This window comes from uncultured Porphyromonas sp. (genome assembly GCF_900541275.1).
Classification (GTDB): Bacteria; Bacteroidota; Bacteroidia; order Bacteroidales; family Porphyromonadaceae; genus Porphyromonas_A.
The window spans coordinates 1-25,151 of sequence record NZ_UQJH01000017.1; the positions used below are offsets into that span (position 1 = coordinate 1).

The 25,151-nt window shown below is 56.2% G+C and carries 20 protein-coding genes; 10 read left to right on the plus strand and 10 right to left on the minus strand.

Annotated features, from left to right (window positions below):
- The 7 genes from QZR17_RS06705 to QZR17_RS06735 all read left to right on the plus strand — a co-directional run.
- Positions 1 to 1,328 (plus strand): hypothetical protein (locus QZR17_RS06705; RefSeq protein ID WP_297129249.1); only part of this gene is annotated, 1,328 nt, incomplete at its 5' end.
- A gap of 47 nt (positions 1,329 to 1,375) precedes the next feature.
- Positions 1,376 to 3,160: a fimbrial protein gene (locus QZR17_RS06710; protein ID WP_297129252.1), complete on the plus strand. Its 1,785-nt coding sequence runs from the start codon at positions 1,376 to 1,378 to the stop codon at positions 3,158 to 3,160.
- A 91-nt stretch (positions 3,161 to 3,251) separates the two neighbouring features.
- A complete protein-coding gene (locus tag QZR17_RS06715) occupies positions 3,252 to 4,676 on the plus strand; it encodes a hypothetical protein (protein WP_297129256.1) in 1,425 nt (474 codons plus the stop codon).
- A 47-nt stretch (positions 4,677 to 4,723) separates the two neighbouring features.
- Positions 4,724 to 7,504 (plus strand): BACON domain-containing carbohydrate-binding protein, encoded by a 2,781-nt coding sequence (locus QZR17_RS06720; RefSeq protein ID WP_297129259.1) that lies wholly within the window; start codon positions 4,724 to 4,726, stop codon positions 7,502 to 7,504.
- Between the two features lie 593 nt (positions 7,505 to 8,097).
- Positions 8,098 to 9,129, plus strand: coding sequence for a hypothetical protein (locus tag QZR17_RS06725; RefSeq protein ID WP_297129262.1), 1,032 nt, complete (start codon positions 8,098 to 8,100; stop codon positions 9,127 to 9,129).
- Between the two features lie 49 nt (positions 9,130 to 9,178).
- The gene (locus tag QZR17_RS06730; protein ID WP_297129264.1) at positions 9,179 to 9,445 is read left to right on the plus strand and encodes a hypothetical protein; all 267 of its coding nucleotides are present in this window, start codon (positions 9,179 to 9,181) and stop codon (positions 9,443 to 9,445) included.
- A gap of 125 nt (positions 9,446 to 9,570) precedes the next feature.
- Positions 9,571 to 9,849 (plus strand): hypothetical protein, encoded by a 279-nt coding sequence (locus QZR17_RS06735; protein ID WP_297129266.1) that lies wholly within the window; start codon positions 9,571 to 9,573, stop codon positions 9,847 to 9,849.
- Positions 9,850 to 10,379: 530 nt separating this feature from the next.
- Here QZR17_RS06735 and QZR17_RS06740 read toward each other — a convergent pair.
- From QZR17_RS06740 to QZR17_RS06780, 9 genes are all read right to left on the minus strand, one after another.
- Positions 10,380 to 11,321 (minus strand): HipA domain-containing protein, encoded by a 942-nt coding sequence (locus QZR17_RS06740; protein WP_297129269.1) that lies wholly within the window; start codon positions 11,319 to 11,321, stop codon positions 10,380 to 10,382.
- Positions 11,318 to 11,641 carry a HipA N-terminal domain-containing protein gene (locus QZR17_RS06745; RefSeq protein WP_070464070.1) on the minus strand — a complete coding sequence of 108 codons (324 nt, stop codon included), beginning with the start codon at positions 11,639 to 11,641 and terminating at the stop codon, positions 11,318 to 11,320. The genes QZR17_RS06740 and QZR17_RS06745 overlap by 4 nt, the downstream gene beginning before the upstream one ends.
- The gene (locus QZR17_RS06750; protein WP_297129275.1) at positions 11,638 to 11,844 is read right to left on the minus strand and encodes a helix-turn-helix transcriptional regulator; all 207 of its coding nucleotides are present in this window, start codon (positions 11,842 to 11,844) and stop codon (positions 11,638 to 11,640) included. The genes QZR17_RS06745 and QZR17_RS06750 overlap by 4 nt, the downstream gene beginning before the upstream one ends.
- A 284-nt stretch (positions 11,845 to 12,128) precedes the next feature.
- Positions 12,129 to 13,709: a peptide chain release factor 3 gene (locus tag QZR17_RS06755; protein ID WP_297129278.1), complete on the minus strand. Its 1,581-nt coding sequence runs from the start codon at positions 13,707 to 13,709 to the stop codon at positions 12,129 to 12,131.
- A complete protein-coding gene (rfbD, locus tag QZR17_RS06760; protein ID WP_297129281.1) occupies positions 13,710 to 14,630 on the minus strand; it encodes a dTDP-4-dehydrorhamnose reductase in 921 nt (306 codons plus the stop codon).
- A complete protein-coding gene (locus tag QZR17_RS06765) occupies positions 14,627 to 15,160 on the minus strand; it encodes a DUF4924 family protein (RefSeq protein ID WP_297129283.1) in 534 nt (177 codons plus the stop codon). Before QZR17_RS06765 ends, rfbD begins: the two co-directional genes overlap by 4 nt.
- A gap of 3 nt (positions 15,161 to 15,163) precedes the next feature.
- The gene (locus QZR17_RS06770; protein WP_297129285.1) at positions 15,164 to 15,553 is read right to left on the minus strand and encodes an HIT family protein; all 390 of its coding nucleotides are present in this window, start codon (positions 15,551 to 15,553) and stop codon (positions 15,164 to 15,166) included.
- 14 nt (positions 15,554 to 15,567) lie between these two features.
- Complete coding sequence (gene greA / locus QZR17_RS06775) at positions 15,568 to 16,038, minus strand: transcription elongation factor GreA (protein ID WP_297129286.1); 471 nt, start codon at positions 16,036 to 16,038, stop codon at positions 15,568 to 15,570.
- A 456-nt stretch (positions 16,039 to 16,494) separates the two neighbouring features.
- Positions 16,495 to 18,072, minus strand: a complete 1,578-nt coding sequence (locus QZR17_RS06780) for a sulfatase (protein ID WP_297129288.1) — start codon at positions 18,070 to 18,072, stop codon at positions 16,495 to 16,497.
- A gap of 140 nt (positions 18,073 to 18,212) precedes the next feature.
- Here QZR17_RS06780 and QZR17_RS06785 point away from each other — a divergent pair, with 140 nt between their 5' ends.
- Genes QZR17_RS06785 through QZR17_RS06795 form a run of 3 tightly spaced genes read left to right on the plus strand, consistent with a single transcriptional unit; the run spans position 18,213 to position 23,524 of the window.
- Positions 18,213 to 19,406, plus strand: coding sequence for an exonuclease SbcCD subunit D (locus QZR17_RS06785; RefSeq protein WP_297129290.1), 1,194 nt, complete (start codon positions 18,213 to 18,215; stop codon positions 19,404 to 19,406).
- Positions 19,403 to 22,426 carry an SMC family ATPase gene (locus QZR17_RS06790; protein ID WP_297129292.1) on the plus strand — a complete coding sequence of 1,008 codons (3,024 nt, stop codon included), beginning with the start codon at positions 19,403 to 19,405 and terminating at the stop codon, positions 22,424 to 22,426. Before QZR17_RS06785 ends, QZR17_RS06790 begins: the two co-directional genes overlap by 4 nt.
- Before the next feature lie 33 nt (positions 22,427 to 22,459).
- Positions 22,460 to 23,524: an NAD(P)-dependent oxidoreductase gene (locus QZR17_RS06795; RefSeq protein WP_297129295.1), complete on the plus strand. Its 1,065-nt coding sequence runs from the start codon at positions 22,460 to 22,462 to the stop codon at positions 23,522 to 23,524.
- A gap of 77 nt (positions 23,525 to 23,601) precedes the next feature.
- On the opposite strand, the gene QZR17_RS06800 is transcribed toward QZR17_RS06795, so the two are convergent.
- A complete protein-coding gene (locus QZR17_RS06800; RefSeq protein ID WP_297129297.1) occupies positions 23,602 to 24,978 on the minus strand; it encodes a TrpB-like pyridoxal phosphate-dependent enzyme in 1,377 nt (458 codons plus the stop codon).
- Positions 24,979 to 25,151: the final 173 nt, after the last annotated feature.

A 25,151-nucleotide genomic window follows, 5' to 3' on the forward strand; every position in this document is an offset into this window, starting at 1 on the left:
ACGGTGGGGCTTACAATCCCTCCGCCGAGAAGATCACCTTCTCCTTTGCAGCCCCTCGGGGGCTCCCCACCACTTATGCCATCCATGACCAGGCGGAGTGGACAATTAAGGATAACAGGATTACTCTGTACGAGTTCCTCGCTGGGCCTAAGACCTACGTTAAAACCCATGAGCTCACTCTCACGAATAGCGGTGGTCCAGAGTACCAGGCAAGTCTTACGGCAGCTGACTTTGTCGGATCAGGCAATACGATCCATGCGGGAGAGAATCGATTCTTCCTCTTTGTCGCCAACGATGAGCCTCTTGCAGGGCTCCAGTCCGGTGTGACTACGGTAGATGATGTTATGTCACGTCTGATCAGCCGCAAGCAGAGTGCGAATGCATCCTGCAAGGCCCTACTTCAGGATGGCAAGTACCTGCCTATGGTCGGTGTGGCGAAGATGGGACAGGCGTCCACCTCCATCCCTATGTCCGGTGCTGCGATGATCAATGTTGACTTGATCCGCGCTGTAGCCCGCATAGATATCCAGACCACGATGAAGGCCACGGCAGCGCATCCTGAGTACAAGGAGGTCATCATCAAGGATGCCGTACTCAAGAACGCTTACGACAGGACCGCTGTGGGCGAGCATCGTGCTACCGCTCTGACCACCGTGGGTGGCGTGAAGACTTTTGCCACCATCCCCGCGGGTGGTGTAAGCCCCAGCCGGTCATACAACGGTGTTATGGGTAAGCTGGCTAAGGCCTTCTACCTCTATGAGACCCCGAAGACACTCGTTAGCAAGGATCAGGCGCCCGTGGTCGACATCACCGTAGAGTATGACGGCAAGGAGCATCACGTGGAGGTACCCTTCTATCAGAACGGAGCGGTCGTGCCGGTGAAGCGCAACTACCTCTACACAATCATCCTCGGACCGAAGGAGAGCCCCGTGCCTCCTGTGACGGGAGGGGGCGTTTCCTTTGCTATTGCGGTGAATGAGTGGAATGGTCCGGTCAGTGTCACCGAGTCGCTCAATCTTCTTGCTCCCGCTCAGGGTGCCAAACTTCCTACCGGCTACGATGCGAAGACACACAAGCTGACCGTTGATGCAGCCGGTGTTACCAATGTACAGATCCCCTTTGCCAGCAATTTCGCAGGCTCTAGCTCTACCATTGTTGTAACCGCCAAGGGCAATCCCGACTGGGTCCAGCTCTCCTATGCCGGGAGCCTTATGACCCTCACCGTGAAACCCAATACGACGGGCGTGAAGCGCACTGCCGTCGTGTCGGTAGCTGACGCGAACTTCCCGACTGCTTATCAGTATGAGATTCAGATTGAGCAAGACTAATGGGAGTCGTCATCAGATGAGAAATCACCATATAGAGAAGTAATAAGATGAATAGACATAAGATAGTATGGGGAGCTGCTCTTATAGCACTCCTCGGACTGATCCTCGGCGGCTGCAGCAAGGAGCTGGGTCGCAGAGGCAATGAGGAGGTTCCCGGCGTCCCGGAGAAGGGGCAGGCGGTCACTTTCACCGTGACGACAGGCGTGGAGACCTACGCTGTGCCTGCACAGGACTACGAGAAGTCGATCTCCACGCTGCAGGCGATCCTCTTCGATGGCAATGGTGTCTATGTGACGTCAGGCACCCCGGTGCCGACAGCTCAGGGCTCCACGAGCTACACCCTGCCGATCGCTACGACGGGATCCTACAAGATGCTCCTTGTCGCCAATTGCACCATCCCTGCGGGGAGCCTTACAGGTAAGTCTCTCTCCGACGTACGCGCCATCCTCGTCGATAATGAGCCGGGTATGCCGAACGCCTTTGTCATGGCATCGACGACTATACCCGACTTCACCGTAACGACGGGAGCGATGTCCGATGCCGGTACGATCAATCTGGAGCGACTCGCCGCCCGCATCGACGTACAGTCGACGCTCGACAAGCTGACGCTCAGCAAGATCACCGTCAAGAACCGGAAGACCCAGTCCTCCCTCCTCGCCGCCTCGTCGACCGACGCCTACAGGACAGATGGCAAGGAGTATGGTTCCTTTGAGCGCTTCCGCAAGTCCGCCACTGACGCCTCCATGGGTCAGATCTACGCCTACGAGAATAGTGCTGCCTCTGCCTCCTCTGCCGACGGCACCTCTCTCGTCATCGAGACCGCCTATGCCGGCGTTGCCGTCAAGCCTCTCGAGGTGAAGCTGCCTCAGCTGAAGCGCAACTACATCTACTCCGTCCAGCTGATGATGGGCGATGAGGGCTACGTGCCGGATCCGAGTGACAACCCCGATCCCTCCAAGATTAAGCTCACCTACAATGTCAGGGTGGTCGACTGGAATAATGGTCAGACTTTCGTTGTCTCTGAGAATGAGCTCCTAGAGATGTTTGGAGGAGGTGTTGATCACTCCGCCCTGAAGTACAATCCTCTTGCCTACGTGGCGAAGTGGAATGTGACAAGCAGCGGGGAGTGGGATAAGGCACACACCATCCCTGCGAGTAAAGATGACCGTAATGTGCTGATGGACTGGAATTTGGCCAAGTCTAAGTATGCCAATCCACAATCGATCCAGGGCTCCACGGAGACCTTTCTGCTCCCCTCTCGTGAGGCATGGCAGGGGATTGTCAAGTACACGGGCTACCCCCAGCTCTTTGGCAGTGGTGAGGTCCTGTATAATGAGACTGAGGAGGTAGAGGTTGCCGGACAGAAGTTTTTGGCCACTGGTGACTATAAGCCAACCACTATGACAGTCAACGGCAGCAGCGTGAAGTGTAACGTTGCGCTCCGCTTCAACGGAGGCCGCACTTTAGAGGATCAGTATCGCTCCGCTTGGCTCTACTACTGGGGTTCGGATGTAGTGAATGGCAAGAGCGTTAATGGTCTCTGGATCTACTGTGTCAACATCTCTGGACGTCAGGACATCTCCACAGTGGATAATCTGGATCAGGCATTCTGGGATCAGAGTTTGTCCTCTGCAGTGGTTCGGTTCTTCCCTGCTGCAGGCCACTCCGATGGCAGACAGGGTTGGTATTGCTGCTACTGGTCTGCCACAGAGTATTATAGCGGCGGTGCGTACGGCATGTACTGCATTAGTAACGATGTCAGCGTGGGCCACACCGACTCAACTCCGTATGCCTTCGCAGTTCGCCTATTTGCTGACAGACCTCTTGATTAATTCCTGACGGCCTTTGAACCGCTCGGGAGGATCACCGAAGGTCTAGGACAGAACCATTAGGACATCTTTTATCACAATAATTTTGACAGACATGAAACAGACGATTATCGGAATGCTAACGCTGGCGTTGCTTGCGGGCATAGGGTTCAGCTCCTGCAGCCTGAACAGCCGGCAGGAGGTGAAAGAGAACGGCGGGACCTACAATCCTTCAGCCGAGAAGATCACCTTCTCCTTTGCAGCTCCACGGGGGCTCCCTACCACTTACGCCATCCATGATCAGGCGGAGTGGACAATTAAAGATAACAGGATTACTCTGTACGAGTTCCTCGCTGGGCCTAAGACCTACGTTAAAACCCATGAGCTCACTCTCACGAATAGCGGTGGTCCAGAGTACCAGGCAAGTCTTACGGCAGCTGACTTTGTCGGATCAGGCAATACGATCCATGCGGGAGAGAATCGATTCTTCCTCTTTGTCGCCAACGATGAGCCTCTTGCAGGGCTCCAGTCCGGTGTGACTACGGTAGATGATGTTATGTCACGTCTGATCAGCCGCAAGCAGAGTGCGAATGCATCCTGCAAGGCCCTACTTCAGGATGGCAAGTACCTGCCTATGGTCGGTGTGGCGAAGATGGGACAGGCGTCCACCTCCATCCCTATGTCCGGTGCTGCGATGATCAATGTTGACTTGATCCGCGCTGTAGCCCGCATAGATATCCAGACCACGATGAAGGCCACGGCAGCGCATCCTGAGTACAAGGAGGTCATCATCAAGGATGCCGTACTCAAGAACGCTTACGACAGGACCGCTGTGGGCGAGCATCGTGCTACCGCTCTGACCACCGTGGGTGGCGTGAAGACTTTTGCCACCATCCCCGCGGGTGGTGTAAGCCCCAGCCGGTCATACAACGGTGTTATGGGTAAGCTGGCTAAGGCCTTCTACCTCTATGAGACCCCGAAGACACTCGTTAGCAAGGATCAGGCGCCCGTGGTCGACATCACCGTAGAGTATGACGGCAAGGAGCATCACGTGGAGGTACCCTTCTATCAGAACGGAGCGGTCGTGCCGGTGAAGCGCAACTACCTCTACACAATCATCCTCGGACCGAAGGAGAGCCCCGTGCCTCCTGTGACGGGAGGGGGCGTTTCCTTTGCTATTGCGGTGAATGAGTGGAATGGTCCGGTCAGTGTCACCGAGTCGCTCAATCTTCTTGCTCCCGCTCAGGGTGCCAAACTTCCTACCGGCTACGATGCGAAGACACACAAGCTGACCGTTGATGCAGCCGGTGTTACCAATGTACAGATCCCCTTTGCCAGCAATTTCGCAGGCTCTAGCTCTACCATTGTTGTAACCGCCAAGGGCAATCCCGACTGGGTCCAGCTCTCCTATGCCGGGAGCCTTATGACCCTCACCGTGAAACCCAATACGACGGGCGTGAAGCGCACTGCCGTCGTGTCGGTAGCTGACGCGAACTTCCCGACTGCTTATCAGTATGAGATTCAGATTGAGCAAGACTAATGGGAGTCGTCATCAGATGAGAAATCACCATATAGAGAAGTAATAAGATGAATAGACATAAGATAGTATGGGGAGCTGCTCTCATGGCACTCCTCGGTATTATCCTCGGCGGCTGCAGCAAGGAGCTTGCGCGGGGAGGAAAGGGAGAGGTCCCCGGTCTTCCCGAGAAGGGACAGGCGGTCACCTTCACCGTGACGACAGGCGTAGAGACCTACGCCGTGCCTGCACAAGATTACGAGAAGCACATTGGCACCCTACAGGCGATCCTATTTGATGCTTCCGGTCAGTACGTATCGTCTGGTACCCCGGCACTGAAAGCCACGGGTTCCATGACCTACACCCTGCCGATCGACCGGGCGGGGAACTACAGGATGCTCCTTGTCGCTAATCACACGATCCCGGTGTCGGATCTGACGGGTAGGTCGCTCGCAGATGTGCGTGCGATCCTCGCGAAGGATGAGCCGGGAATGCTGAACGCATTCGTTATGGTCTCGACGACCACGCCCGACTTTACCATCACGGCGGGAGGGGAGTCCAATATCGGCACGATTAATCTGGAGCGCCTGGCTGCGCGAATCGACGTCCAGTCAACGCTAGGCAAGCTGACGCTAAGTAAGATCACCGTCAAGAACCGTAAGGTCCAGTCCTCTCTCACCGCCGCCACCTCGACGGATGCGTACGGGGCGGACAATAAAGTGTACACTGCCTTCGAGCGGTTCCGCACCGCCGCCAACGATGCCTCTATGGGTCAGATATACACCTATGAGAACAGTGCGAGTGCCGCAGCCTCTTCCGTCAATGGTACCAGCCTCGTAATCGAGACCGCCTATGCCGGTGTCGCTGTGAAGCCTCTCGAGGTGAAGCTGCCTCAGCTGAAGCGCAACTACATCTACTCCATCCAACTGATGATGGGTGATGAGGGTTACGTTCCGGACCCGAACGACAATCCCGATCCGTCGAAGATCAAGCTCACCTTCAACCTCCGCGTCCTTGACTGGAATACCGGTGAGACCTTTGTAGTGTCAGAGGAGGATCTGCTGAAGATCTTCAAGAAGGACGCTGTCTCCTATATATATTCTGTCAAGGTCACTACTACGCCTGACATATTATCAGACGGCATCTCCTCGGAAGGCGGTAAGGTTGTCCTGCATCCAGTAGCAACAAAGCGGAAGCTTGTTGGTGGTGTTCTTGATCCTTCAACCCCCGCAGAGACAATCACAGGCAATGACAAGTTTACGTATACGGTGGTCAACGGTCCTGTGGATTGGATCACGATTAGCTCAACAGGTGTTGTGACTGTTACCCCCAACACTTCCACGACTCCTCGCGTCGTGACGGTGAATGTAAGCCCCAAGGAGTCCCCCTCCTCGGGGGCCATCGTCAAAATCTCCCAGCAGGGCAAGGCTGTTACTCCGATAACGACTCACGTTTATACCCTCACTTCCGTCACGCCTGCATCGCTTTCCTATGATGCTATGGGGGGGAGTCAGACTCTCATAGTGAAGGGTAATGATAAAGAGATGCAGAATGGTACTGTGATCAAGACTACTCCCCTGACGATTGCCGACATGACTATTAAGAAGAGTGCAGAGGCAGACTGGCTCACAGTAGTGAATGGTACTATTACTGCAACGGAGAATAAAACCACGAAGGCTCGTACAGCAGTCTTGACGATTAGTGTCAGTGCCGATCCCAAACAGACTAAAACAGTCCCCGTCTCACAGCAGGCTGGTAAGGCAACCACGGAGTACTCTATTACCTCAGTCACCCCCTCTGCAATTTCCTTTAATGGTAAAGGAGAAAGCAAAACCATCTCTGTCGCCGGTACTGTGGTTAATAAAATGAATGGCAAGGAGGTTAGCAGGCGGAATCTTAGTCTTTCCGATATTGCTATTGATAAGGGTGCTGGAGCAAATTGGGTCACTGTGTCCGGTGGTACCATCACTGCAACTGCGAACAATACTGGCAGTTCTCGTCAGGCGACTCTTACCGTACGAGTCAAAGCTGACTCAACTAAGTCTAAGGTCATTACCGTCTCCCAGGTGTCTAATGGTCCCGATTACTCCGCTGCGAAATATAATCCACTCTCTTATGTGGCGAAGTTTAATATCCGGAGTAACGGAACCTGGGATACCAATCACACCATTCCCTCGAAAAAGTCTGATACCAATGTGCTGTTGAACTGGCCTTCTGTCATACGCAATGTACAAATCCATGGCTACAAGCTTCCTACTTTTGACGAGTGGCGAGGGATTACGGGTGGTTCTTTTCTGTCCTTTGGTAGTGGGGACGTTATTCGTAACCAGACTGATCAGGTAAGGGTGGCCGGGAGTACGTTTAGTGCCACAGGTGACTACAAGCCGACCACTATGACAGTCAACGGCAACAGCGTGAAGTGTAACGTTGCGCTCCGCTTCAACGGAGGAGGCACCATAGAGAATCAGTATCGCTCCGCCTGGCTCTACTACTGGGGTACGAATGCTGTGAATGGCAATAGCGTCAACGGTCTTTGGATCTACTGCGTCAACATCTCCGGACGTCAGGGTATCTCCACGGTGGATAATCTTGATCAGAAATTCTGGAATCAGAGTCTGTCCTCTTCTGTGGTTCGGTTCTTCCCCGCTGCAGGCTACGATCTCGGCTTCCAGGGTAAAATTGGTTTCTACTGCTCTGCCACTTCCCTTCCCAACAGTCGTGGTGACACCTCCTTATACGGTATTTCCTTCTATAGTAACGGCGTCGGGAAGAGCGCTCTTACCCCCCACCACCACAACGGTATGAGAAACGCCTACACTGTGCGCCTTTTCGCTGACAGACCTCTTGATTAATTCCTGATAGCCATTGGACCGCTGGGGATGGCGTTTGTCCTTTCACTGGTCTGTCTTGATGGTTATTGTCTTTTTATCTTTGTGAGTTTTTTGTGAAGGGCGGGGCATAGTGACTTCCCATATGTGAGGTCGCTCTGTCCCACCCTCTTTATAATCATAGTGCATGCCGGGCTGTGGGGATCTCTGCAGGGTTCCTCTTGCCCCTTATCCCAAACTACATACGCTAATAGTCATATAACTCTTACAAAGCTTCATATATGTATCTGTGTCTTGCTTTAAGTGGGATACAAGCATATTTACAGAGGGTGCGCCTGCGATGGGTGCCCCCTCTTTTTCTGCTCCCCGCCTGTCCCGACCCCGCTAAGGTGTTTTTCCCCCTGACGCTCCCCGATTCGGGCGACTCCTTTGCGGGTCACCAAGTGCGGGGTATGTTTGCTCGGCGACCGGCAGGTAGTGGTGGCGGAAGGGGTGCCCCCCCCCCTGAGACGATCCGGCCGGGGGATGTGTCCTCCTTCGACCATTATATAATTCCTTAGTCTGGGGAGTTTTTGTGTAGATTTGTCATCAGATAATGGAATGGCACTGACAGGACTATGATGAACCTAAGTAACGCAATCAAGGATGCCCTCCACAGGCATCAGATCGAGGAGACTGATCTCCTCTGCCTACAGATCTCGGACGAGGTCCTCGACAGGATCGTCGCCGGTCGCAAGCGGGTGGACTTCCGCGAGCTCACCGAGTACTACGAGCAATTGCTCTTCCCGAGCTTCGATGAGAGTCTCCCCTCGACGAGGCTTCCCAGGCCCTACAAGGTGGTACTCTTCCAGAGTACGTCGCCTGAGGGGACACGCTCGACCCTCGTGCGTCTCCCTCAGATCCACTTTAGTGACGAGGAGCGTCAGCTGTACGATCGAAGCGAGAGCCCCGTGATCCTCGACTACTACGGCGTAGAGGAGGGTGAGACGGAGGAGATGGCCGACATCGTCGGTGACGAGATCGCCCAGGAGGCGTACAATGAGGGACTGGAGGATCAGGACCCCTTCTTCGCCATTCTCCTCGGTGAGGTGCTGCTGGATGAGGATCCCGAGAGGGAGCAGAAGGAGGAGCGCTGGCGGCAGATCCGCGAGGAGGGCCCGCAATTTGAGCAGCTGATCGACACGGAGGCATCGCCCCTCCCCGAGGAGGTGGCGGAGATGCTTCGTCAGTACAACCTCGCTCCGGATGAGGTGCTGCGCCTCGAGGTGAAGCGAAGCCACTTCGGTGAGATCCTTAAGGATAAGTGCTACCTCGCCATCCTGGCTCCCACGAGCGACTTTATGGAGGCTATCCTCATCCCTGGGACCAAGTCCGTGAAGCCCTATCGGGCGATCCTCTTTGAGACGCGTGACGAGGAGCCGACGCGCTACGCTCTGACCTCACTCTTCCTCCCCACTGAGGAGGAGCTGGAGGAGGGGATGCCAGATGAGCCACTCGTGATCGTCTATCGGGGGGACAGTAAGGGGGAGATCACCACACCGGAGGATGCACTGGGAGTCACCCTCGCAGCTGCTATCTATGAGCGGGGTCTGGTGGAGCGGGATGACTTTGCCGTCATTCCCACCAATGAGCTCCTCGCCTCCCTCTGACACACGCTACAGTCGGCATTGACTTTTGATATAAAGAAGAATTGCTCCTATGACTCCGGAGGAATTAGAGTTTGCTCGTACGTTCACTGATAGAGAGGTGATGTCAAGTGCCATTAGTCAGCTTAGAGCGATGGCGATCGATGAATACTATGCGACCACCGACGAGAGTGAGAGGAAGGAGCTCGAGAAGCGTCAGCTGCTCCTGGAGTTTGAGTCCAGAGCTGTCTTGGGAGACGATGATATATCACATAGCATACGGGACAAGGTGATCAACCTCTATGGTCCGATGCTACGGAAGCTCAATGGTGTGGAGTGATGTAGTGCACGTCTGCGTGGGGACTTTGAGGGCTTGTTGACCTAGTTGGATAGGAGACTATATTATGCGGACTACTCTGAGAGTTGCCTTACGACCTCTGAGTATGGTCTATGTCACCCATTGATATGATACAGAGTGATCGAGTGCTTAGCTGCTTCAGGTATTTCTTCCTCGGGCTGGCTGTAGTCTATGGGGGCTACTGGATCCTTGCCACGTTTGTCTTCAGAGACTGGTATATGAGCAAGCCCCTTGACGCACTGTTTTTCGTATTCTGTGCCGGCTATTGCCTCCTCCACGAGCGGGCTGATCGGTTGCATAAGATAGTCTGGACAAGTCTAATGCTCTTGCTTGGGCTTCTTAGGGTCATCGGACGGGGGCAAATGAAAATCGTCTACCAGCAGTAGAGCTGCATCCGAAGGATGCCCGTTCCATAGGCATCGGTCGAGTCACGTAGTGGCGAAGACCGATGTAAGGGGAGTGGTTAATATACGCCACGACCCCTTGCGGGTCGCCGAGTGAGGGAGTTTCGGCGACCCACAAGGGGGTCGTGGGTGGTAGGGGCGTGTCTCGGCACATCGGTCACCGCTTCGCGGATGACCGATGCCTATGGAGCGAGCACCCGCAAGGGGTGCTTCGTCCCCAACCCTTCACAATGAGTTGGATGTCTTCAGTACCCTTCAAATGCGTCACCCCTGATATAAGGACTCACTTTGCTGTCGTTGTGCTATGATCTGACGGGATGAAATCCGAGTGATTAGTCGCCGAAGAAGGTCAGTACTCTTGGTTTGTCAATCAGGAGATCATACGAGACTTTGCCCTCTCGCTGTGATGGCATCTTTGCAGCCGTACTTAGTACTCGGAGGAGTGGCTTGGGAGCCTGCGGAAGTGGTACCGCATATCCTCACTTATCACTGGGATAGCAGGACGAAGACTACTATATCGCGCTGATATTCTTAGCTATAAGTGCGATAAATGACTCTTTCATATCATCCGGAAGCGTAGACTCTTGGATGAAGTCGTACCACTGCTCTGCGACCTGAGTAAACTTTGAGAATGAGTTCTCGATGACCTTGTCGGGGATACCGGAGTCCTTCATCGCCCTTGTGAAGTGCTCCTTCCTTAGCTTGCCCTTCTTCCCGCATAGCGTGAGCGCCAGCTCCTCTGTGTCTTCCGGCAGCACAAGTTTGGTGGAGAGTAGGTCGTACGCCGGAGTCAGTTGATAGCCGGCAGCCCTCTGAGGTCGGTAGAGTGAGAAGTTCTTCAGGTGCATATCGGAGTTGCCGACCATCCAGGAGAAGAGCACAACTTCCCAATAGCTGAGTAGGTCAAAGGTGGGTCTGGAGGAGTACTGTCGCAGGACCTTGGCTACTTGCTCATAAGAGCCCCTGTACTTGTGCTCCGTGAGCTTGTTGCTGAGCTGACAGAAGTCTTCCATCGGGAGTTTCTCACCTTTTTCAGTTCGGTCAATCCTCCGCGTGATATAGCTGAGCTCGCCATCTTTCATCCGGATCAGCCCATGGGGGACCACATCTATCCTCGCCATCTCGGCGAGATGCATAGTCACATCCTCCAGCTCAGGGAGGTGCCTATATCTGTCCGTCTGTGGCTTGAGGATATAGCGCCCCCATAGACCCACCACGGTAAGCCGATCCGGCACCCCCTTTTCTCCTTTATCTATATCAAGGGAAAGCTTTGGCTGGACGCCGGTCAGTGTGGTCTGACTCTTGATGATCTCAGTGGCCAGCTGCGAGATACTCCCTCGGTCAAAGTCAAGCGTGGGAGGCGTAGTCGTCCCAAAGAGCCTACGAGAACAGGCAGGGTGATAGCTCACAACCCCCTCGGGGAGCTCGTCATAGCAAATCAAACACCGACTCATAACACTTCCTTAGGCACAATGCTTACAGCTCCTATGCAATCCCTACAGCAAGCGAGCAACAAGGACATCCTATCCCTGCTGTCGATCTTCCAATTTCGCTCAGCAATATTCAGTAGCCACCCCTCCGGGATCAGGCCATCAAAGAATGGAAAGAGCACCTTGTCCGTAAAGCACTCGCTCGTCAATGGTAGCGTGAGGCTTATTGCTTCGGCATCCTCAGAAGCAAGATAGGCTGTGTCATAACAAAATCGATAACCCTCGTCGCTCTCAGTCAGGATGCCGGCTAATCGGTCGTATAGATATACTTCTGCCTGCTTCATGGCTCACTTCCATTCTTTGCCTGCACACCCACCTCAGCGTCAAAGAGAGCAAGGACTTGATTTGCTTTGTCGAGACGAATGGTCGGCTTACCTGCCTCCAACTCACGGACAAAGCGGATGCCAACCCCAGTCTTCATACTGAGATCCAGCTGAGTCAGCCCGTACTCCTTGCGTTTCTCCCTCACAAATTCTGCAATGGTCATATCTGCTAAAATTATACCCGATCTGGATGATTACGCGGTAAATATACGCTTTCTGCCTGAAATAACACCTTTCGGGTATAAAACGACTCGCTTTGCTCCAAAAATAATAGCAAACGCCCCTATCGGGTATAATACGATGGGGGCGTTTGCTGTCTTACTACTACTGTCTTGCGGATGAAATCCGAATGATCAGTCGCCGACGAAGCTCGGCGCTATTGGTCTGTCAAAGAGGAGACTATACGAGACAATGCCTCCTCGCTGCGATAGTATCTTGCCAGCCGTTCTTAGTACTCGGAGGAGAAGTGGAAGGTGACCTTGGGGAACTCCTGCTGCGACATGCTGAGCATGTAGGCGGAGTCGGCGAGGTAGACATCCCGTCCCTGGGTGTCGGTCGCCATATAGGGCGCCTTGCGTCGCTTGAAGTCCTCCAGCACGGCCGGATCATCGCACTCGATCCAGCACGCCTTGTAGAGGCTGAGCGGCTCCCAGCGACACTTCGCCTGATACTCGTGGAGGAGGCGGTACTCGATCACCTCAAACTGTAGCTGCCCCACAGTGCCGATGATCGTGCGACCGTTGTAGGTGCTGGTGAAGAGCTGCGCCACGCCCTCGCCCATCAGCTGGTCGATGCCCTTGTGGAGCTGCTTCGTCTTCATCGGGTCGGCATTCTCGATGTACTTGAAGAGCTCGGGGGAGAAGCTGGGGAGCCCGCGGAAGTGGAGTTCCTCGCCGCACGTCAGGGAGTCCCCGATGCGGAAGTTACCGGTGTCGGGCAGACCGACGATGTCTCCGGCATAGGCGTCCTCTACGATCTCCTTCCGCTGCGCCATGAAGGCGGTGGGGCTGCTGAAGCGGAAGTCTCGCCCGAGGCGCACGTGGTGGTAATTGGTATTCCGCCGGAAGACCCCGGAGCAGATCTTGACAAAGGCGATGCTGGAGCGGTGGTTGGGATCCATATTGGCGTGGATCTTGAAGACAAAGCCGGTGAAGTCTGGCTCCTCAGGTCTCACGATCCGCTCCTCAGCCTTGGTGGGTCGGGGTGAGGGGGCGATGCGGACAAAAGTGTCGAGCATCTCCTTGATGCCGAAGTTATTGAGCGCTGAGCCGAAGAATACCGGCGCCAGCTGCGCAGCGAGGTATTTCTCCTCATCCATCGGTGGGTAGACCCCTCCGATCAGCTCGAGGTCGGTCAGCAGGTGCTCCGCCTGCTCCTCGGTGGCATACTTAAGCAGCTCGGGGGAGTGGATGTCCACCTCCACGCGGCTGGAGACGTGGCTCTTGTCCTGAGGATTGAAGACCTCGAGGTCGTCCTTGGCGATGTTGTAGACCCCGCGGAAGCGGTCCCCGCAGTCGATCGGCCAAGAGAGCGGTGTGACGGCGATCTGCAGCTCCTGCTCCAGCTCATCGAGGAGGTCAAAGGGGCTTTGCGCTTCGCGGTCCATCTTATTGACGAAGACGATCACCGGGGTCTGCCTCAGGCGGCAGACCTGCATCAGCTTCTTCGTCTGCGCCTCCACGCCGCGCGCCCCGTCGATCACGATGATGACCGAGTCGACGGCGGTGAGGGTGCGGAAGGTGTCCTCGGCGAAGTCCTGGTGTCCCGGGGTATCGAGGATATTGATCTTATAGTCCTCGTACTCAAAGCCCATCACCGAGGTGGCGACGGAGATGCCGCGCTGCTTCTCGATCTCCATCCAGTCGGAGGTGGCGGAGCGGCGGATCTTATTGCTCTTGACCGCCCCGGCGACGTGGATCGCCCCTCCGAAGAGGAGGAGCTTCTCGGTGAGGGTGGTCTTACCGGCATCGGGGTGAGCGATGACGGCAAAGGTGCGTCGGCGGGCTATCTCTTCTGTAAAGTCTTTCATTTATCGCTGTGTGTCGCGGTCGATGACCTCCTGGAGCGCCTCTTCCCAGGGGCGGAGCAGGTCAGGGTAATACTTCTGGATCTTCTCGGTGGAGAGAGCGCTGTAGTGCGGTCTCGAGGCAGGTAGTGCGAGGTCGGCCTGAGTGATGGGGCTGATCGGGTAGTCCTCACGGCCGGTGAGGAGCCGGGCGATGGTCTCTGCGAAGTGGTACCGCGAGGTCTCGCCCAGGTCTGCCACGTGGTACAGCCCATAGGGTAGGGGATCGGGAGCCTCGGGGTCGGTGAGACCGTCCAGCAGTCGACCGATCACGCGGGCGAGAGTCAGCGTCGAGGTGGGAGACCCTACCTCATCGGTGACGCAGCGGATCGGCTCCCCCGCCTCCACCTTTTTCCTTATGGAGCGGTAAAAGCTCCGCCCCCACGACGCCGGCCCGTAGAGCCAGGCGGTGCGGAGGATGTAGCTCTCCGGATGGTTGGCGATGAGGAAGTGGTCGGCGTCAGCCTTTGACTTCCCATACCTGTTGATGGGGTCTGCCACATCCTCCTCTACATAGGGCATAGTGGACTCCGCATTGCCCCCAAAGACGTAGTCCGTGCTGATCTGCACGATCGGGAGGTGAGGCCTCAGCTCGTGGAGTTGCATCAAGCAGAGGGTATTGGTCTCGAAGAGCTCGTCCTCGGAGAGCGTCTCCGCCCCGTCCACAGCGGTGTATGCGGCGCAATTGATCACCACATCAGGCTCCCTCTCCCGGAGGAAGCGGGATAGCTGACCAAATGCGGTCAGGTCCACCTCCGCCCTCGTCGTCAGCACTCGGTCGTAGTGCGCCGACTCGGGGAGCAGATGGCTGAGCGCCGTGCCCAGCTGCCCGGAGGCGCCAGTGATCCATACGAGCGGGCGCTCGCTCCCCATAGGCTCACTCATGACTCCTCCTCGCTCGTGCGAAATCGGTCTGCCAGCAGGGCGAGGAAGGTGCTCAGCTGCCTCATCCCCCGGATGGTCTCCTCCGACACCTCGCGCCCCTGCTCCCGCAGTTGCACGTAGCCGTAGAGACCGATCAGGGCGGTCTCCACCTCGCCGTGGCTCCCCCCGGCGCCCTTGTCGCGGAGCTGGACGATGGCGGGGAGGGCGGCGTAGTAGAGCGTGGCGAAGAGGGTCTCAGACTTATCCCTCAGCAGCTCCGAGGAGAGCGCCTCGAGCCGGGCGATCAGCTCGGTGAGCGAGCTCAGGTGCCCCTGCTCGAGGATCCCCTCCTCCCGCATCTGCCGGGCGAGGGAGAGGTACCACTCCTCCACCTCCCGCCGCTGCTCCTCAGAGCAGTCGTATCCCCGCTCTATGTAGCGATGGATCTCCGAGGGATCGAAGTGCAGTGCCCGGAGGATATCCTCCACCTGCCACATGTAGAGCAGGTACTCGGCAATGTTCTCGTGCCTCTTCTGCTTAGCGACAAACATCCCTCAGAGTCTCTCGCGGATCTGCTGTGCCACCTCCTCCAGCTCCTCGTCCGTCATGGAGACATGCTCGCCGTGGAAGTCGGCATCGCTCTCGCTATTGATCGGAATCAGGTGCAGGTGGGCATGATTGACCTCCAGCCCGAGGACGACAGCAGCCACCTTGCGGCAGCCACTCATCTCCCGGATGGCGGTGGAGATCTTCTTTGCGAAGCTCATCAGGCTCGCCAGCTCCTCATCGGTGAGGTCAAAGAAGTAGTCTACCTCCCGCTTCGGAACTACGAGCGTATGCCCTGGGCGAAGGGGGTTGATGTCAAGGAAGGCATAGTTGTGCTCATCCTCGGCGATCTTGTGGCTGGGGATCTCTCCCCGGATGATTTTGCTAAAGATGGTCATAGCGTAGGGTAGGCTTAGATATTGATCTCATCGATGCGGAAGGTGAGCACCCCGGCGGGCACCTCGATCTCGCAGATGTCTCCGGGCTTCTTGCCGAGGAGACCCTTGGCGATCGGGGTGGAGATGCCGATCTTGCCCGCCTTATTATCCGACTCCGTGTCGGAGACGATGGTGAAGACGCGCTGCTGCTTATTCTTCATATTCGTCAGCGTCACCTTGCTCAGGATGCCCACCTTAGAGGTGTCGATATTGGCAGTGTCGAGGATGCGGGCGTTGGCGAGCTGCATACGGAGCTGGGCGATCTTGTCCTCCAGCACCGCTTGCTTCTCCTTAGCGGCGGAGTACTCGGCATTCTCGGAGAGGTCGCCCTTCTCGCGCGCCTCGGCGATCTCCTGGATCACCTCGGGGCGGTCTACGCTCTCCAGCTTACTGATCTCCTCGGAGAGCTTCTTGTAGCCCTCCTCGGTCATATAGATAAAGTCCATAGTTTTTATACTAAGTGCTATGAATGGTTTCTCTGTAGTCAGTCCCGACGTGAGGACCATCGGAGCAGCCCGGCAGACAAAAAGGAAACAATCCCAAGCGGCACTCCGCCCGGAATCGTTGCTCCGTCTGCAGTCCGGAGGCTCCGCTCCGATCCTGTAGTCAGTCTCTGTGTATGAGGTCTGTAGCGGTCACGATCGACCCTTTCAGATCCACCACAAAGGTACGAAAAAAATGCCGTCCGGTCTATCCTTCTCCTTATCACTCATCCCGGCCTCATCGCTTCCGCTAAAAACTAATATAGTCGATGCGCCTAATACCGGCAGTAAAACTGCTCCAATAGTCGGCGAATTTCTCTGTCGTAACCCAACGCAAAAAGGACTGACTCCAAGCGTCTTGAAGTCAGTCCTTTTCGGTATCAGTGCTGCCTAATTTACTCAGGCAGCAAAATGGTCGGATCAGAAGCCATTGAGCCGGAGGGCGAGGGTGTCCTCGTACTGGGTCTGTGCCTCCACCAGCTCCCGGCGCATCCGGTCAACGATCTCGCTGTAGGCGGGGTTGTCGTAGACATTCTTCATCTCGTGCGGATCCTCCTGCAGGTCGTAGAGCTCCCAGAAGTCCCGGTCGAGGTAGAAGTGGATCAGCTTGTATCGCTCATCGCGCACTCCGTAGTGACGCATCACGCTGTGCTCGGCGGGGTACTCGTAGAAGTGGTAGTAGATCTTGTCCCGCCCGGGGAGCTCCTTTGCCCCCTTAAGCAGCGGGACAAGGGACTCACCCTGGATGTCCTCAGGGATCGCCACACCGGCGAGCTCGAGGAAGGTGGGCGCAAGGTCGATATTCTGCGTCAGCTCCTTGATCGCTCCGCGGGCATCGAGCCCCTTGGGGAGATGCATCAGGAGCGGGTAGTGCATCGACTCCTCGTACATGAATCGCTTGTCAAACCACCCGTGCTCGCCCATATAGAAGCCCTGGTCGCCGAGGTAGAGGACGATGGTCGTGTCCCAGAGCCCCTCCTCCTTGAGGTAGTCGATGATCCGTCCGACGCCCTCGTCGATCGGGTGGATCACCTTGGCGTAGTCGCGCATATAGCGCTGGTACTTGTACTCCATCCGCTCCCGGTCAGTCATCTTGCTGTCCCAGTAGTAGTCCGCCATAGGGCGGTAATAGGCGAGGAACTTATCCCTATCCGCCTCGTCCATACCGGAGAGGATCCACTGGTAGGTCTGCGAGTAGTGGGTCGGGTGGTCGTCACGGAGGAGCTTGCAGTCGTAGGCGGGATCCATGTGCTCCCCGATATTCATCTCCGCTCGCGCGGCTGCCAGTCGTCCGGCGTAGTCATCGTAGAAGTTCTCCGGTAGCTTGAAGGTCACATCCTCGTACAGATCCAGATCCTGGATACGGGGCATCCAGTTGCGGTGCGGTGCTTTGTGCTGCACCATCAGCATGAAGGGGCGACTTTTGTCCCGAGTGCGGAGCAGGTCGAGGCTCTTGTCCGTGATCAGGTCGGTGGCGTACCCCTTCTCCTTTACCGTATCATTCGGAGCGGTGATGAAAGCGGGTTTGTAGTAGTCTCCCTGACCCGGCAGGATCTCCCAGTGGTCAAATCCCTGTGGGAGGGAGTGGAGGTGCCACTTGCCGATGATGGCGGTCTGGTATCCGGCCGCCTGGAGCAGCTTGGGGAAGGTCTGCTGGTCGCCGTCAAATACGCTGTGCTCGTTATTGGTGAAGCCGTTCTTATGCGAGTGCTTCCCCGTCAGGAGGCAGGCGCGGGAGGGTCCGGAGATGGAGTTGACGACGAAAGCGTTGTCAAATCTCACCCCGTCCTCCTCAGCCAGCCGGTCGATATTGGGCGTCTCGATCTCGCCGCCATAGGCGGAGATCATCTGGGAGGTGTGGTCATCGCTCTCGATGATCAGTATATTGTATCGGGTCGGGGTCTCGTCCTTTGCCTTGGTGGCGCAGGCAGTAGGCAGTACGATGCCTGCCACTGCACTGAGCCCCGCTGCTGCCCGATAGGCGCTATTCTTCTTCATAAGTCTGCTGGTGTTGTATGCAAAGCTAAGGTTTTTGAGAGGAAAAAAGGAGATCCCAACGTCGATGATCAGGATCCCCTTAGCTGTGGAGGGAGACGGCTCTTTTCGCTATATTTACTGACACCTTAGACCTGCACCCTATGAAGATTATTCACACCGCCGACTGGCATATCGGGCATGAGCTCTATGGCTACGACCGAGAGGAGGAGTTTGACTGCTTCTTCACTCAGCTTGCCGATCTGATGGAGAAAGAGAAGCCTGATGCGCTCTTAGTGAGTGGGGACGTGTACGACTCGTATATGCCCTCCAATGCCGCTGTCAAGCAACTCAATACCGCCCTGCTGAGCCTCCACGAAGCCTCTCCCGAGACGGAGATCATCCTCACGGCGGGCAATCACGATAGCGGTCTCAGGCTGGAGGCAGCCGCGCCGCCCTGGCTCTCCCACAGGATCCACCTGATAGGCACGATCGACCCCACCCTTGAGCGCAATCGCATCGAGATAGAGGGGAAAGGGGTGGTGATGGCGATCCCCTTTTGCTACCCCGCCAATTTTCCCCACCGGGAGGGCGATCGGGTAGAGGATCGGCAGAAGTGCTTTTTCCAGAGCGTCAGCGAGCAACTGAGTCGGGAGAGCCTGCCGACGGTCCTGATGGCGCACCTTTACCTGTCTGGCGTGCAGCTCAATGGTACCCGCCAGCCCCGTGACATCGTGGGTGGCAGTGAGGCGATGGCCCTCTCTGACGTCGGCATAGGGTACGACTACCTGGCGCTGGGGCATATCCATAGGCGACAGCAGCTGAGCAATCAGGCTCACTACTCAGGTTCGCCACTGCCGATCTCCTTTGATGAGCCGGAGGAGCATGGTGTACTGGTGGTGGAGCTGCATAAGGGGAAGGCGCCAAGGGTAGACTTTAGGGCTCTGACTACTGCCCGTCCCCTTCTCACCCTACCTGAGCAGGCGGTCTCCTACAGTGATGCAATCGATCTGCTTCGCACTATGGACGCTGATGAGCAGGCTTATATCCGGCTTCACGTGAAGGTGAATGGGGATGCGCCACTCCCCTTTGACTACCTCGAGCAGGCCACTAAGGCTCTCGAGGGGAAGAGTGCTCGGTACTGCACGGTCATGATGGAGTACCCCGAGTCGGTGGCAGCGGAGAGAGTGGAGCAGCGTATGGTCAGCCCCGACGAGCTGAATACCTACTCCCCGCAGAGGATCGTGGAGATGTACCTGGAGGATCAACCGGACCTCTCCGAGGAGGGGCGAAAGGAGCTGCTTGACCTCTTCGGCACCATTGATGAAGTATGTGAGCAAGAAGGGATCGCGATATGATACGACTGAAAACCCTAGAGATCCACAACCTTCTCTCCCTCGAGGAGGCGAGGATAGACTTTGAGAAGGACTTGGGGTCAAGTGGTCTCGTGCTTATCTGCGGCAATACCGGCGCCGGTAAGTCGACCATCCTCGATGCGATCTGCCTCGCCCTCTATGGGTGCAGTCCTCGTCTCAGTCGGAGTAAGTCAGAGAAGTATACCTCCGGTGAGGAGGTCTTCAGCTCGGGTGACGTCGCTCAGCTGATGCGACGTGGCACCGCGTATGCCTCCTGCTGTCTCACATTTACGACCACTTCCGAGGACGAGTACAAGGCTACGTGGAGGATTCGTCGTGCCAGAGGTGAGCACGATGGAGCCCTCCAGCCACCCCAAAGGTCTCTCGCCAAGAAGGATGGTGTAGTGATCACCAAGGGGGTGAAGGAGGAGATCGAGAAGGTCGTCGGACTCTCGTACAAAGACTTCTCCCAGACTGTTTTGTTGGCTCAGGGCGACTTTACCCGGTTTCTCTTTAGTGACGAGGGTACACGCTCCTCAATCTTAGAGCGGCTCACCGGCATGGAGGAGTGCTCAGACTACGGTAAGAAGATCTACCGGATCACTAAGTGGTACGAGCAGCAGTATGACGATCTCCAGCGTGAAATAGAGCTTTTGGCTCCTCCTACTCCGGAGCAGGTCTCAGAGTGCAAGAAAAAGCAGAAAGAGCTGGAGCAAGAGATCAAGCAACTGACTGAGGAAAAAGGCATACTGGACAAGCTGTTGGACGTCTGCAGAGATGTAGAGCATCATCAAGATACTATAGATAAGTGCGACAAGGAGCGGGTGACCCTGAGGGATGACTATGCCCATAGACTGGGAGAGATAGCGAGCATCCGAAGTATCTGCGAGGCTAAGAAGTCCGAGCAACAAAAGATACAGGATGAGCTGTCTTCGCTCTCGGAGCACATCCCCATGTACGATAAGGCTGATAGCTTGGCTAAGTCACTCAAGGATCTCTCACGCAAGCGAAGTGAGTGCACTCAGACAATCGAGAAGAAGAAAAAAGCCTATCAAGAGCGAAGGCAGAGCGAAAGGAAGCTGAACGAAATACAAAAAGAGCTCCAAGACATAGAGCAGACAGCTGAAGAAAAGCGGAAAAAGAAAGCAACGCTTCAAGACAAGCTAAACGCCCTCAATGAGACAGATCTGCGCACGCAGAAGGAGTACTTGACGGACCTCAAGTCCGCCAATGAGGCATCCCGGGAGCTGCTTGACCTCAATACTAAGAAAGCGGATGCAGAGTCAGAGAGCAAGGACTCTGAAAAGGAACTTGAAGAGGCTACGAAAAAGCTGGAGAGCGATCGCAATCGATTGGACAAAATGAAGGCATCGGTCGGAAACTATGCCAAGAGTCTCAGGCTTGATCTCTCTGTGGGGGATCGATGCCCTGTCTGCCATCAGATTGTCCATGAGGTGCCTCGGGATGAGGACTTGGAGGAGTTGCTTCGTCCCCTCAAGGAGGAGTACGATGCCTCTCTCAAGCAGCTGGAAGCGGCAGAGACTGATTATAATGAGAAATCTCTCAAGGTCGCTAACCTCAACGGCCAGATCAAAAGCAAGGAGCAGGAGGTCAAGAAATGGCAGAGCAAGCATCCTGGTGACTTCCCTATCGGTCAGTCTGAGACTGAGATCGAGAAGAGACTTAGGGACATCGAGTCAGGACTGGATAAGATCAATAAGAGCCTGCAGGAGGTCAAGAACCTTAAGGACGAGCTTGATAAGGCAGCAAGGGCGGTTGCCGATCTAGAAAAGAAAGCTAAGTGCAAGAGAAAAGAGCAAGATGAGGAGTGGAAAACTCTAACTGCTCGGCAAAGCACTTGCAAGGGTCACAGCACGACCTGCAAGTCACTTCGCAAGGATATCGCCTCGCTGACTAAAGAGCTGATAGAGGGGCTCACCTATTCGAGTACAAAAGAGCTGCTGCGGTCCGATCTCAGTAAGTTGGCCGAGAGACTGACTAGCGAAGCTAAGGACTATCGCTCTAAGGAAGAGACATCATCCGATATGAAGAGAGAGATTCATAATCTCTCCGACCACCTCAGGCGTATGGACGAGATAGTGTGCGAGAGCCTGAGACCTGCCTTTACCGACACACTACCTACACCTGTCACAGATGGGAGCGAGCCAGACCCGAAGGAAGTCAATGATGCACTCGTAAAAATCTGCGCAGATCTCGGTAGGTCTGCCAGGGACAAAAGGGAATCCGAAGAAGCGCTAAAGTCTCTCAGAGCACTACATCCCGACCTGGATAAGCACGCCTCCTCCTCTGTACAGTCTAGCATCAATGACTGCATAGAGACGATGCAGGCAAAAAACAAGGAGCTGGGAGATGCTGAGAAAACTCTTAAAGATTACAACGACAGCCTTGAGAGGCTCAACAAACTCAATGAAGAGACTAAGAAGCTGAGCGAGAGGGTGCAAAAGTGGAAGACCCTCTCGGATCGCCTCGGCGATGCGGAGGGGAAGAAGCTACGGGGCATCGCACAGGGCTACATCCTCAGGTACCTGCTGGAGTCGGCCAATGAGTTTTTGGTCGACTTAGGAGGCAAGTATCGCCTCACGACCACCTCCCTGTCATCGGCCATCCTCGTTGAGGACCCCGAGATGAGTCAGCCTCCTCAGAGCGTGACGATCCTGTCGGGAGGCGAGAGCTTTATGGTGGCACTCAGTCTCTCACTCGCCCTCTCTCGCCTGCGTGGGGAGAGTGTGGTGGACACCCTGTTCATCGATGAGGGCTTTGGTACGCTCGACCCTAAGAGTCTGGACCAGGTGATGCAGGCTCTGGAGCAGCTGCACGAGCGGATGGATCGGCGGATCGTACTCATCAGCCACGTACAGGCGCTCAGGGAGCGCATCGCGACCAGGATCGAGGTGGAACCGAAAAATCGCACCCTTAGCGAGCTAGTGATGGTACGAGACGGACAGAGGGTGAAAAGGGGCAGTGATCAAATGTCGTTTGCCCCAAATGCATTACATTTGTAATACCTATCGATCACGAATATAGAAAATCAGGTTATGAATAAGAGATATTACTCCAGTGGTTCACGCAAGAGAGTCCTCGTCACCGGTGCTGGTGGGACCATTGGCTCCCGGGTACTTAGGGGCTTTGTGCGCTTCCGCCCCGATGTGGAGGTGCGAGCCTTTGACCTCGCCACTCCGCAAAATCGCGACCTCTTCGATCAGCTGCAGGGGCACATTGAGCCCTTCTATGGAGACATCACCAAGCCGGAGACACTCGTGGAGGCTTGCACGGGAGTGGACTACGTCGTCCACCTCGCTGCGATCATCCCTCCGGCTGCGGATCTGAATCCTGACCTCGCCAATAAGATCAATGTCGAGGGAACCAATAACCTCCTGCAGGTATTGAGGGCTCATGCACCGGAGGCTTTCATCGCTATGGCCTCCAGCGTCTCGGTCTACGGTGATCGGGTCGAGGACCCCATGATCCGGGTCACCGACCCCGTCCAGCCCTCCGAGGGGGACCACTACGCCCAGACTAAGCTCGCTATGGAGCAGCTGATCCGGGAGTCGGGGCTACGATACACCATCTTCCGTCTCAGTGCTATTATGGGTGCTGAGAATCACACGATGTCCGGGATTATGTTTCACATGCCGCTCGATACGACGCTGGAGATCTGCACCCCGGCCGACACCGCCCGCGCCTTTGTCAATGCTCTGGATCACTTAGATGAGCTCGATGGGCGCACCTTCAATCTCGGGGGTGGGAAGGAGTGCACCACCACCTACCGGGAGTTCCTGACCCGAAACTTCAAGATCTACGGGCTGGGCGACTTTGACTTCCCGAGCAGGGCTTTTGCTACGAAAAACTTCCACTGCGGCTACTTCGCTGACGGGAAGGATCTGGAGGACATTGTCCACTTCCGCACCGACACACTGGCAGACTACTACTACCAGCTCAGTCGCCATATCCCAGGCATTCAGAAGCTCGCTACTAAGGTCTTCTCATCGGCTGTCAGGAGCTACCTCCTCCATATCAGTGAGCCGTATGTCGCCTGGAAGACTCAGGACGTCACGATGATGCGTCACTTCTTTCGCGATGAGGACCTGACCATGGAGTGACCCTATAGACCACGATACAAAGGGGGGCTGTGCCGGGTATCCGGTACAGCCCCCCTTTTTTTATCCCAATTGTCCCGTCAGTCGATCGCATCCGCCGGCACCTCGGGGAGATCCCTCAGCCCGGCGCGCAACTCCTCATCGGTGGGCGAGCCACCGGTGAGCGTGTGGCGGATGTACTGCTCGTAGGCGGATATCTCGAGCTGACCGTGGCCCGAGAGGCAGAAGAGGATCGTCTCAGCCTTCCCATCCCTCTTGCACCGCTCCGCCTCGCGGATCGCTCCTGCGATGGCGTGGCAGCTCTCGGGGGCGGGGATGATCCCCTCCGTCCGGGCAAAGAGCATGCCGGCACGGAAGCTCTCTATCTGATCCACATCCATCGCCTCTATGTAGTCGTCCCTGAGCAGCTGCGAGAAGGCTGACCCACCGCCGTGGTAGCGCAGTCCTCCGGCGTGGATGGCTGAGGGGACGAAGCTATGCCCCAGCGTGTACATCGGGATGAGCGGCGTGTAGCCCGCCTCGTCACCATAGTCGTAGGCGAAGCGCCCTCGCGTGAGCTTGGGGCAGGAGCTCGGCTCCACGGCCACGTAGCGGGTGGTGGCGCCGTTGCGGAGGGTGTGGCGAAGGAAGGGGAAGATCATCCCGCTGAAGTTGGAGCCGCCACCGAAGCAGGCGATCACCACGTCCGGCCGCTCTCCTGCCAGCGCCATCTGTCGCTCCGCCTCCAGCCCGATGACCGTCTGGTGCAGTCCCACATGGTTCATCACCGACCCGAGGAGGTACTTGGTATTGGGTGTGGTGCGTGCCAGCTCTATCGCCTCGGAGATCGCCATGCCGAGGGAGCCGGGGTTGTCGGGGTCTCGCGTCAGCACATCCTTCCCCGCCCGGGTGCTCATGCTGGGCGAGGGGGTGAGCTGAGCGCCGTAGACCTGCATCATTGTCCGGCGTGAGGGCTTCTGCTCGTAGCTCACTCGTACCTGATAGATGGCGCACTCCAGTCCGTAGATCCTACTCGCCAGCGAGAGGGCGCTGCCCCACTGACCGGCACCGGTCTCAGTGGTGACGTTGGTGATGCCCTGCTCCTTGGCATAGTAGGCCTGGGCGAGGGCGCTATTGAGCTTGTGCGAGCCGCAGGGACTGCCACCCTCGTCCTTGAAGTAAATGTGCGCCGGCGTGTCCAGTGCCCGCTCCAGCTCGTAGGCGCGTACGAGTGGCGTGCTTCGGTACATCCGGTACTTCTCTCTCACCTTCTCCGGTATTGCTATCCAGGCGTCTCGCTGATTGAGCTCTTGCCTGGCCGACTCCTCGACAAATATCGGGTAGAGGTCCTCGGCGGTGATCGGTCGGAGGCTCTTCGGGTCGAGCATGGGGAGTGGCTTGGTGGGCATCTCAGCCTGGATATTGTACCACTCTGTGGGGATCTCGCTCTCGGGGAGGATGATTTTCTTTTGCTTCATGATGTATGGAAAAAAATGTGTCTCGGGATAGGATCTTGCAGCGACGAAAGGGATGCAAGGTCCCGCTGATATGGATGTAAAATAAAGGAGCAGGAGACAACCGGCGTACCGGATGTCTCCTGCTCTTGTATGGTATCGGGATTTCTCTCCCGTCCCTATGAGTCTCTTAGATC

Bases quoted from the DNA above. Each gene is read 5' to 3' on its own strand.
- QZR17_RS06710 (WP_297129252.1), top strand. From the start codon at position 1,376: ATGAATAGACATAAGATAGTATGGGGAGCTGCTCTTATAGCACTCCTC.
- QZR17_RS06715 (WP_297129256.1), top strand. From the start codon at position 3,252: ATGAAACAGACGATTATCGGAATGCTAACGCTGGCGTTGCTTGCGGGC.
- QZR17_RS06720 (WP_297129259.1), top strand. From the start codon at position 4,724: ATGAATAGACATAAGATAGTATGGGGAGCTGCTCTCATGGCACTCCTC.
- QZR17_RS06725 (WP_297129262.1), top strand. From the start codon at position 8,098: ATGATGAACCTAAGTAACGCAATCAAGGATGCCCTCCACAGGCATCAG.
- QZR17_RS06730 (WP_297129264.1), top strand. From the start codon at position 9,179: ATGACTCCGGAGGAATTAGAGTTTGCTCGTACGTTCACTGATAGAGAG.
- QZR17_RS06735 (WP_297129266.1), top strand. From the start codon at position 9,571: ATGATACAGAGTGATCGAGTGCTTAGCTGCTTCAGGTATTTCTTCCTC.
- QZR17_RS06740 (WP_297129269.1), bottom strand. From the start codon at position 11,321: ATGAGTCGGTGTTTGATTTGCTATGACGAGCTCCCCGAGGGGGTTGTG.
- QZR17_RS06745 (WP_070464070.1), bottom strand. From the start codon at position 11,641: ATGAAGCAGGCAGAAGTATATCTATACGACCGATTAGCCGGCATCCTG.
- QZR17_RS06750 (WP_297129275.1), bottom strand. From the start codon at position 11,844: ATGACCATTGCAGAATTTGTGAGGGAGAAACGCAAGGAGTACGGGCTG.
- QZR17_RS06755 (WP_297129278.1), bottom strand. From the start codon at position 13,709: ATGAAAGACTTTACAGAAGAGATAGCCCGCCGACGCACCTTTGCCGTC.
- rfbD (WP_297129281.1), bottom strand. From the start codon at position 14,630: ATGAGTGAGCCTATGGGGAGCGAGCGCCCGCTCGTATGGATCACTGGC.
- QZR17_RS06765 (WP_297129283.1), bottom strand. From the start codon at position 15,160: ATGTTTGTCGCTAAGCAGAAGAGGCACGAGAACATTGCCGAGTACCTG.
- QZR17_RS06770 (WP_297129285.1), bottom strand. From the start codon at position 15,553: ATGACCATCTTTAGCAAAATCATCCGGGGAGAGATCCCCAGCCACAAG.
- greA (WP_297129286.1), bottom strand. From the start codon at position 16,038: ATGGACTTTATCTATATGACCGAGGAGGGCTACAAGAAGCTCTCCGAG.
- QZR17_RS06780 (WP_297129288.1), bottom strand. From the start codon at position 18,072: ATGAAGAAGAATAGCGCCTATCGGGCAGCAGCGGGGCTCAGTGCAGTG.
- QZR17_RS06785 (WP_297129290.1), top strand. From the start codon at position 18,213: ATGAAGATTATTCACACCGCCGACTGGCATATCGGGCATGAGCTCTAT.
- QZR17_RS06790 (WP_297129292.1), top strand. From the start codon at position 19,403: ATGATACGACTGAAAACCCTAGAGATCCACAACCTTCTCTCCCTCGAG.
- QZR17_RS06795 (WP_297129295.1), top strand. From the start codon at position 22,460: ATGAATAAGAGATATTACTCCAGTGGTTCACGCAAGAGAGTCCTCGTC.
- QZR17_RS06800 (WP_297129297.1), bottom strand. From the start codon at position 24,978: ATGAAGCAAAAGAAAATCATCCTCCCCGAGAGCGAGATCCCCACAGAG.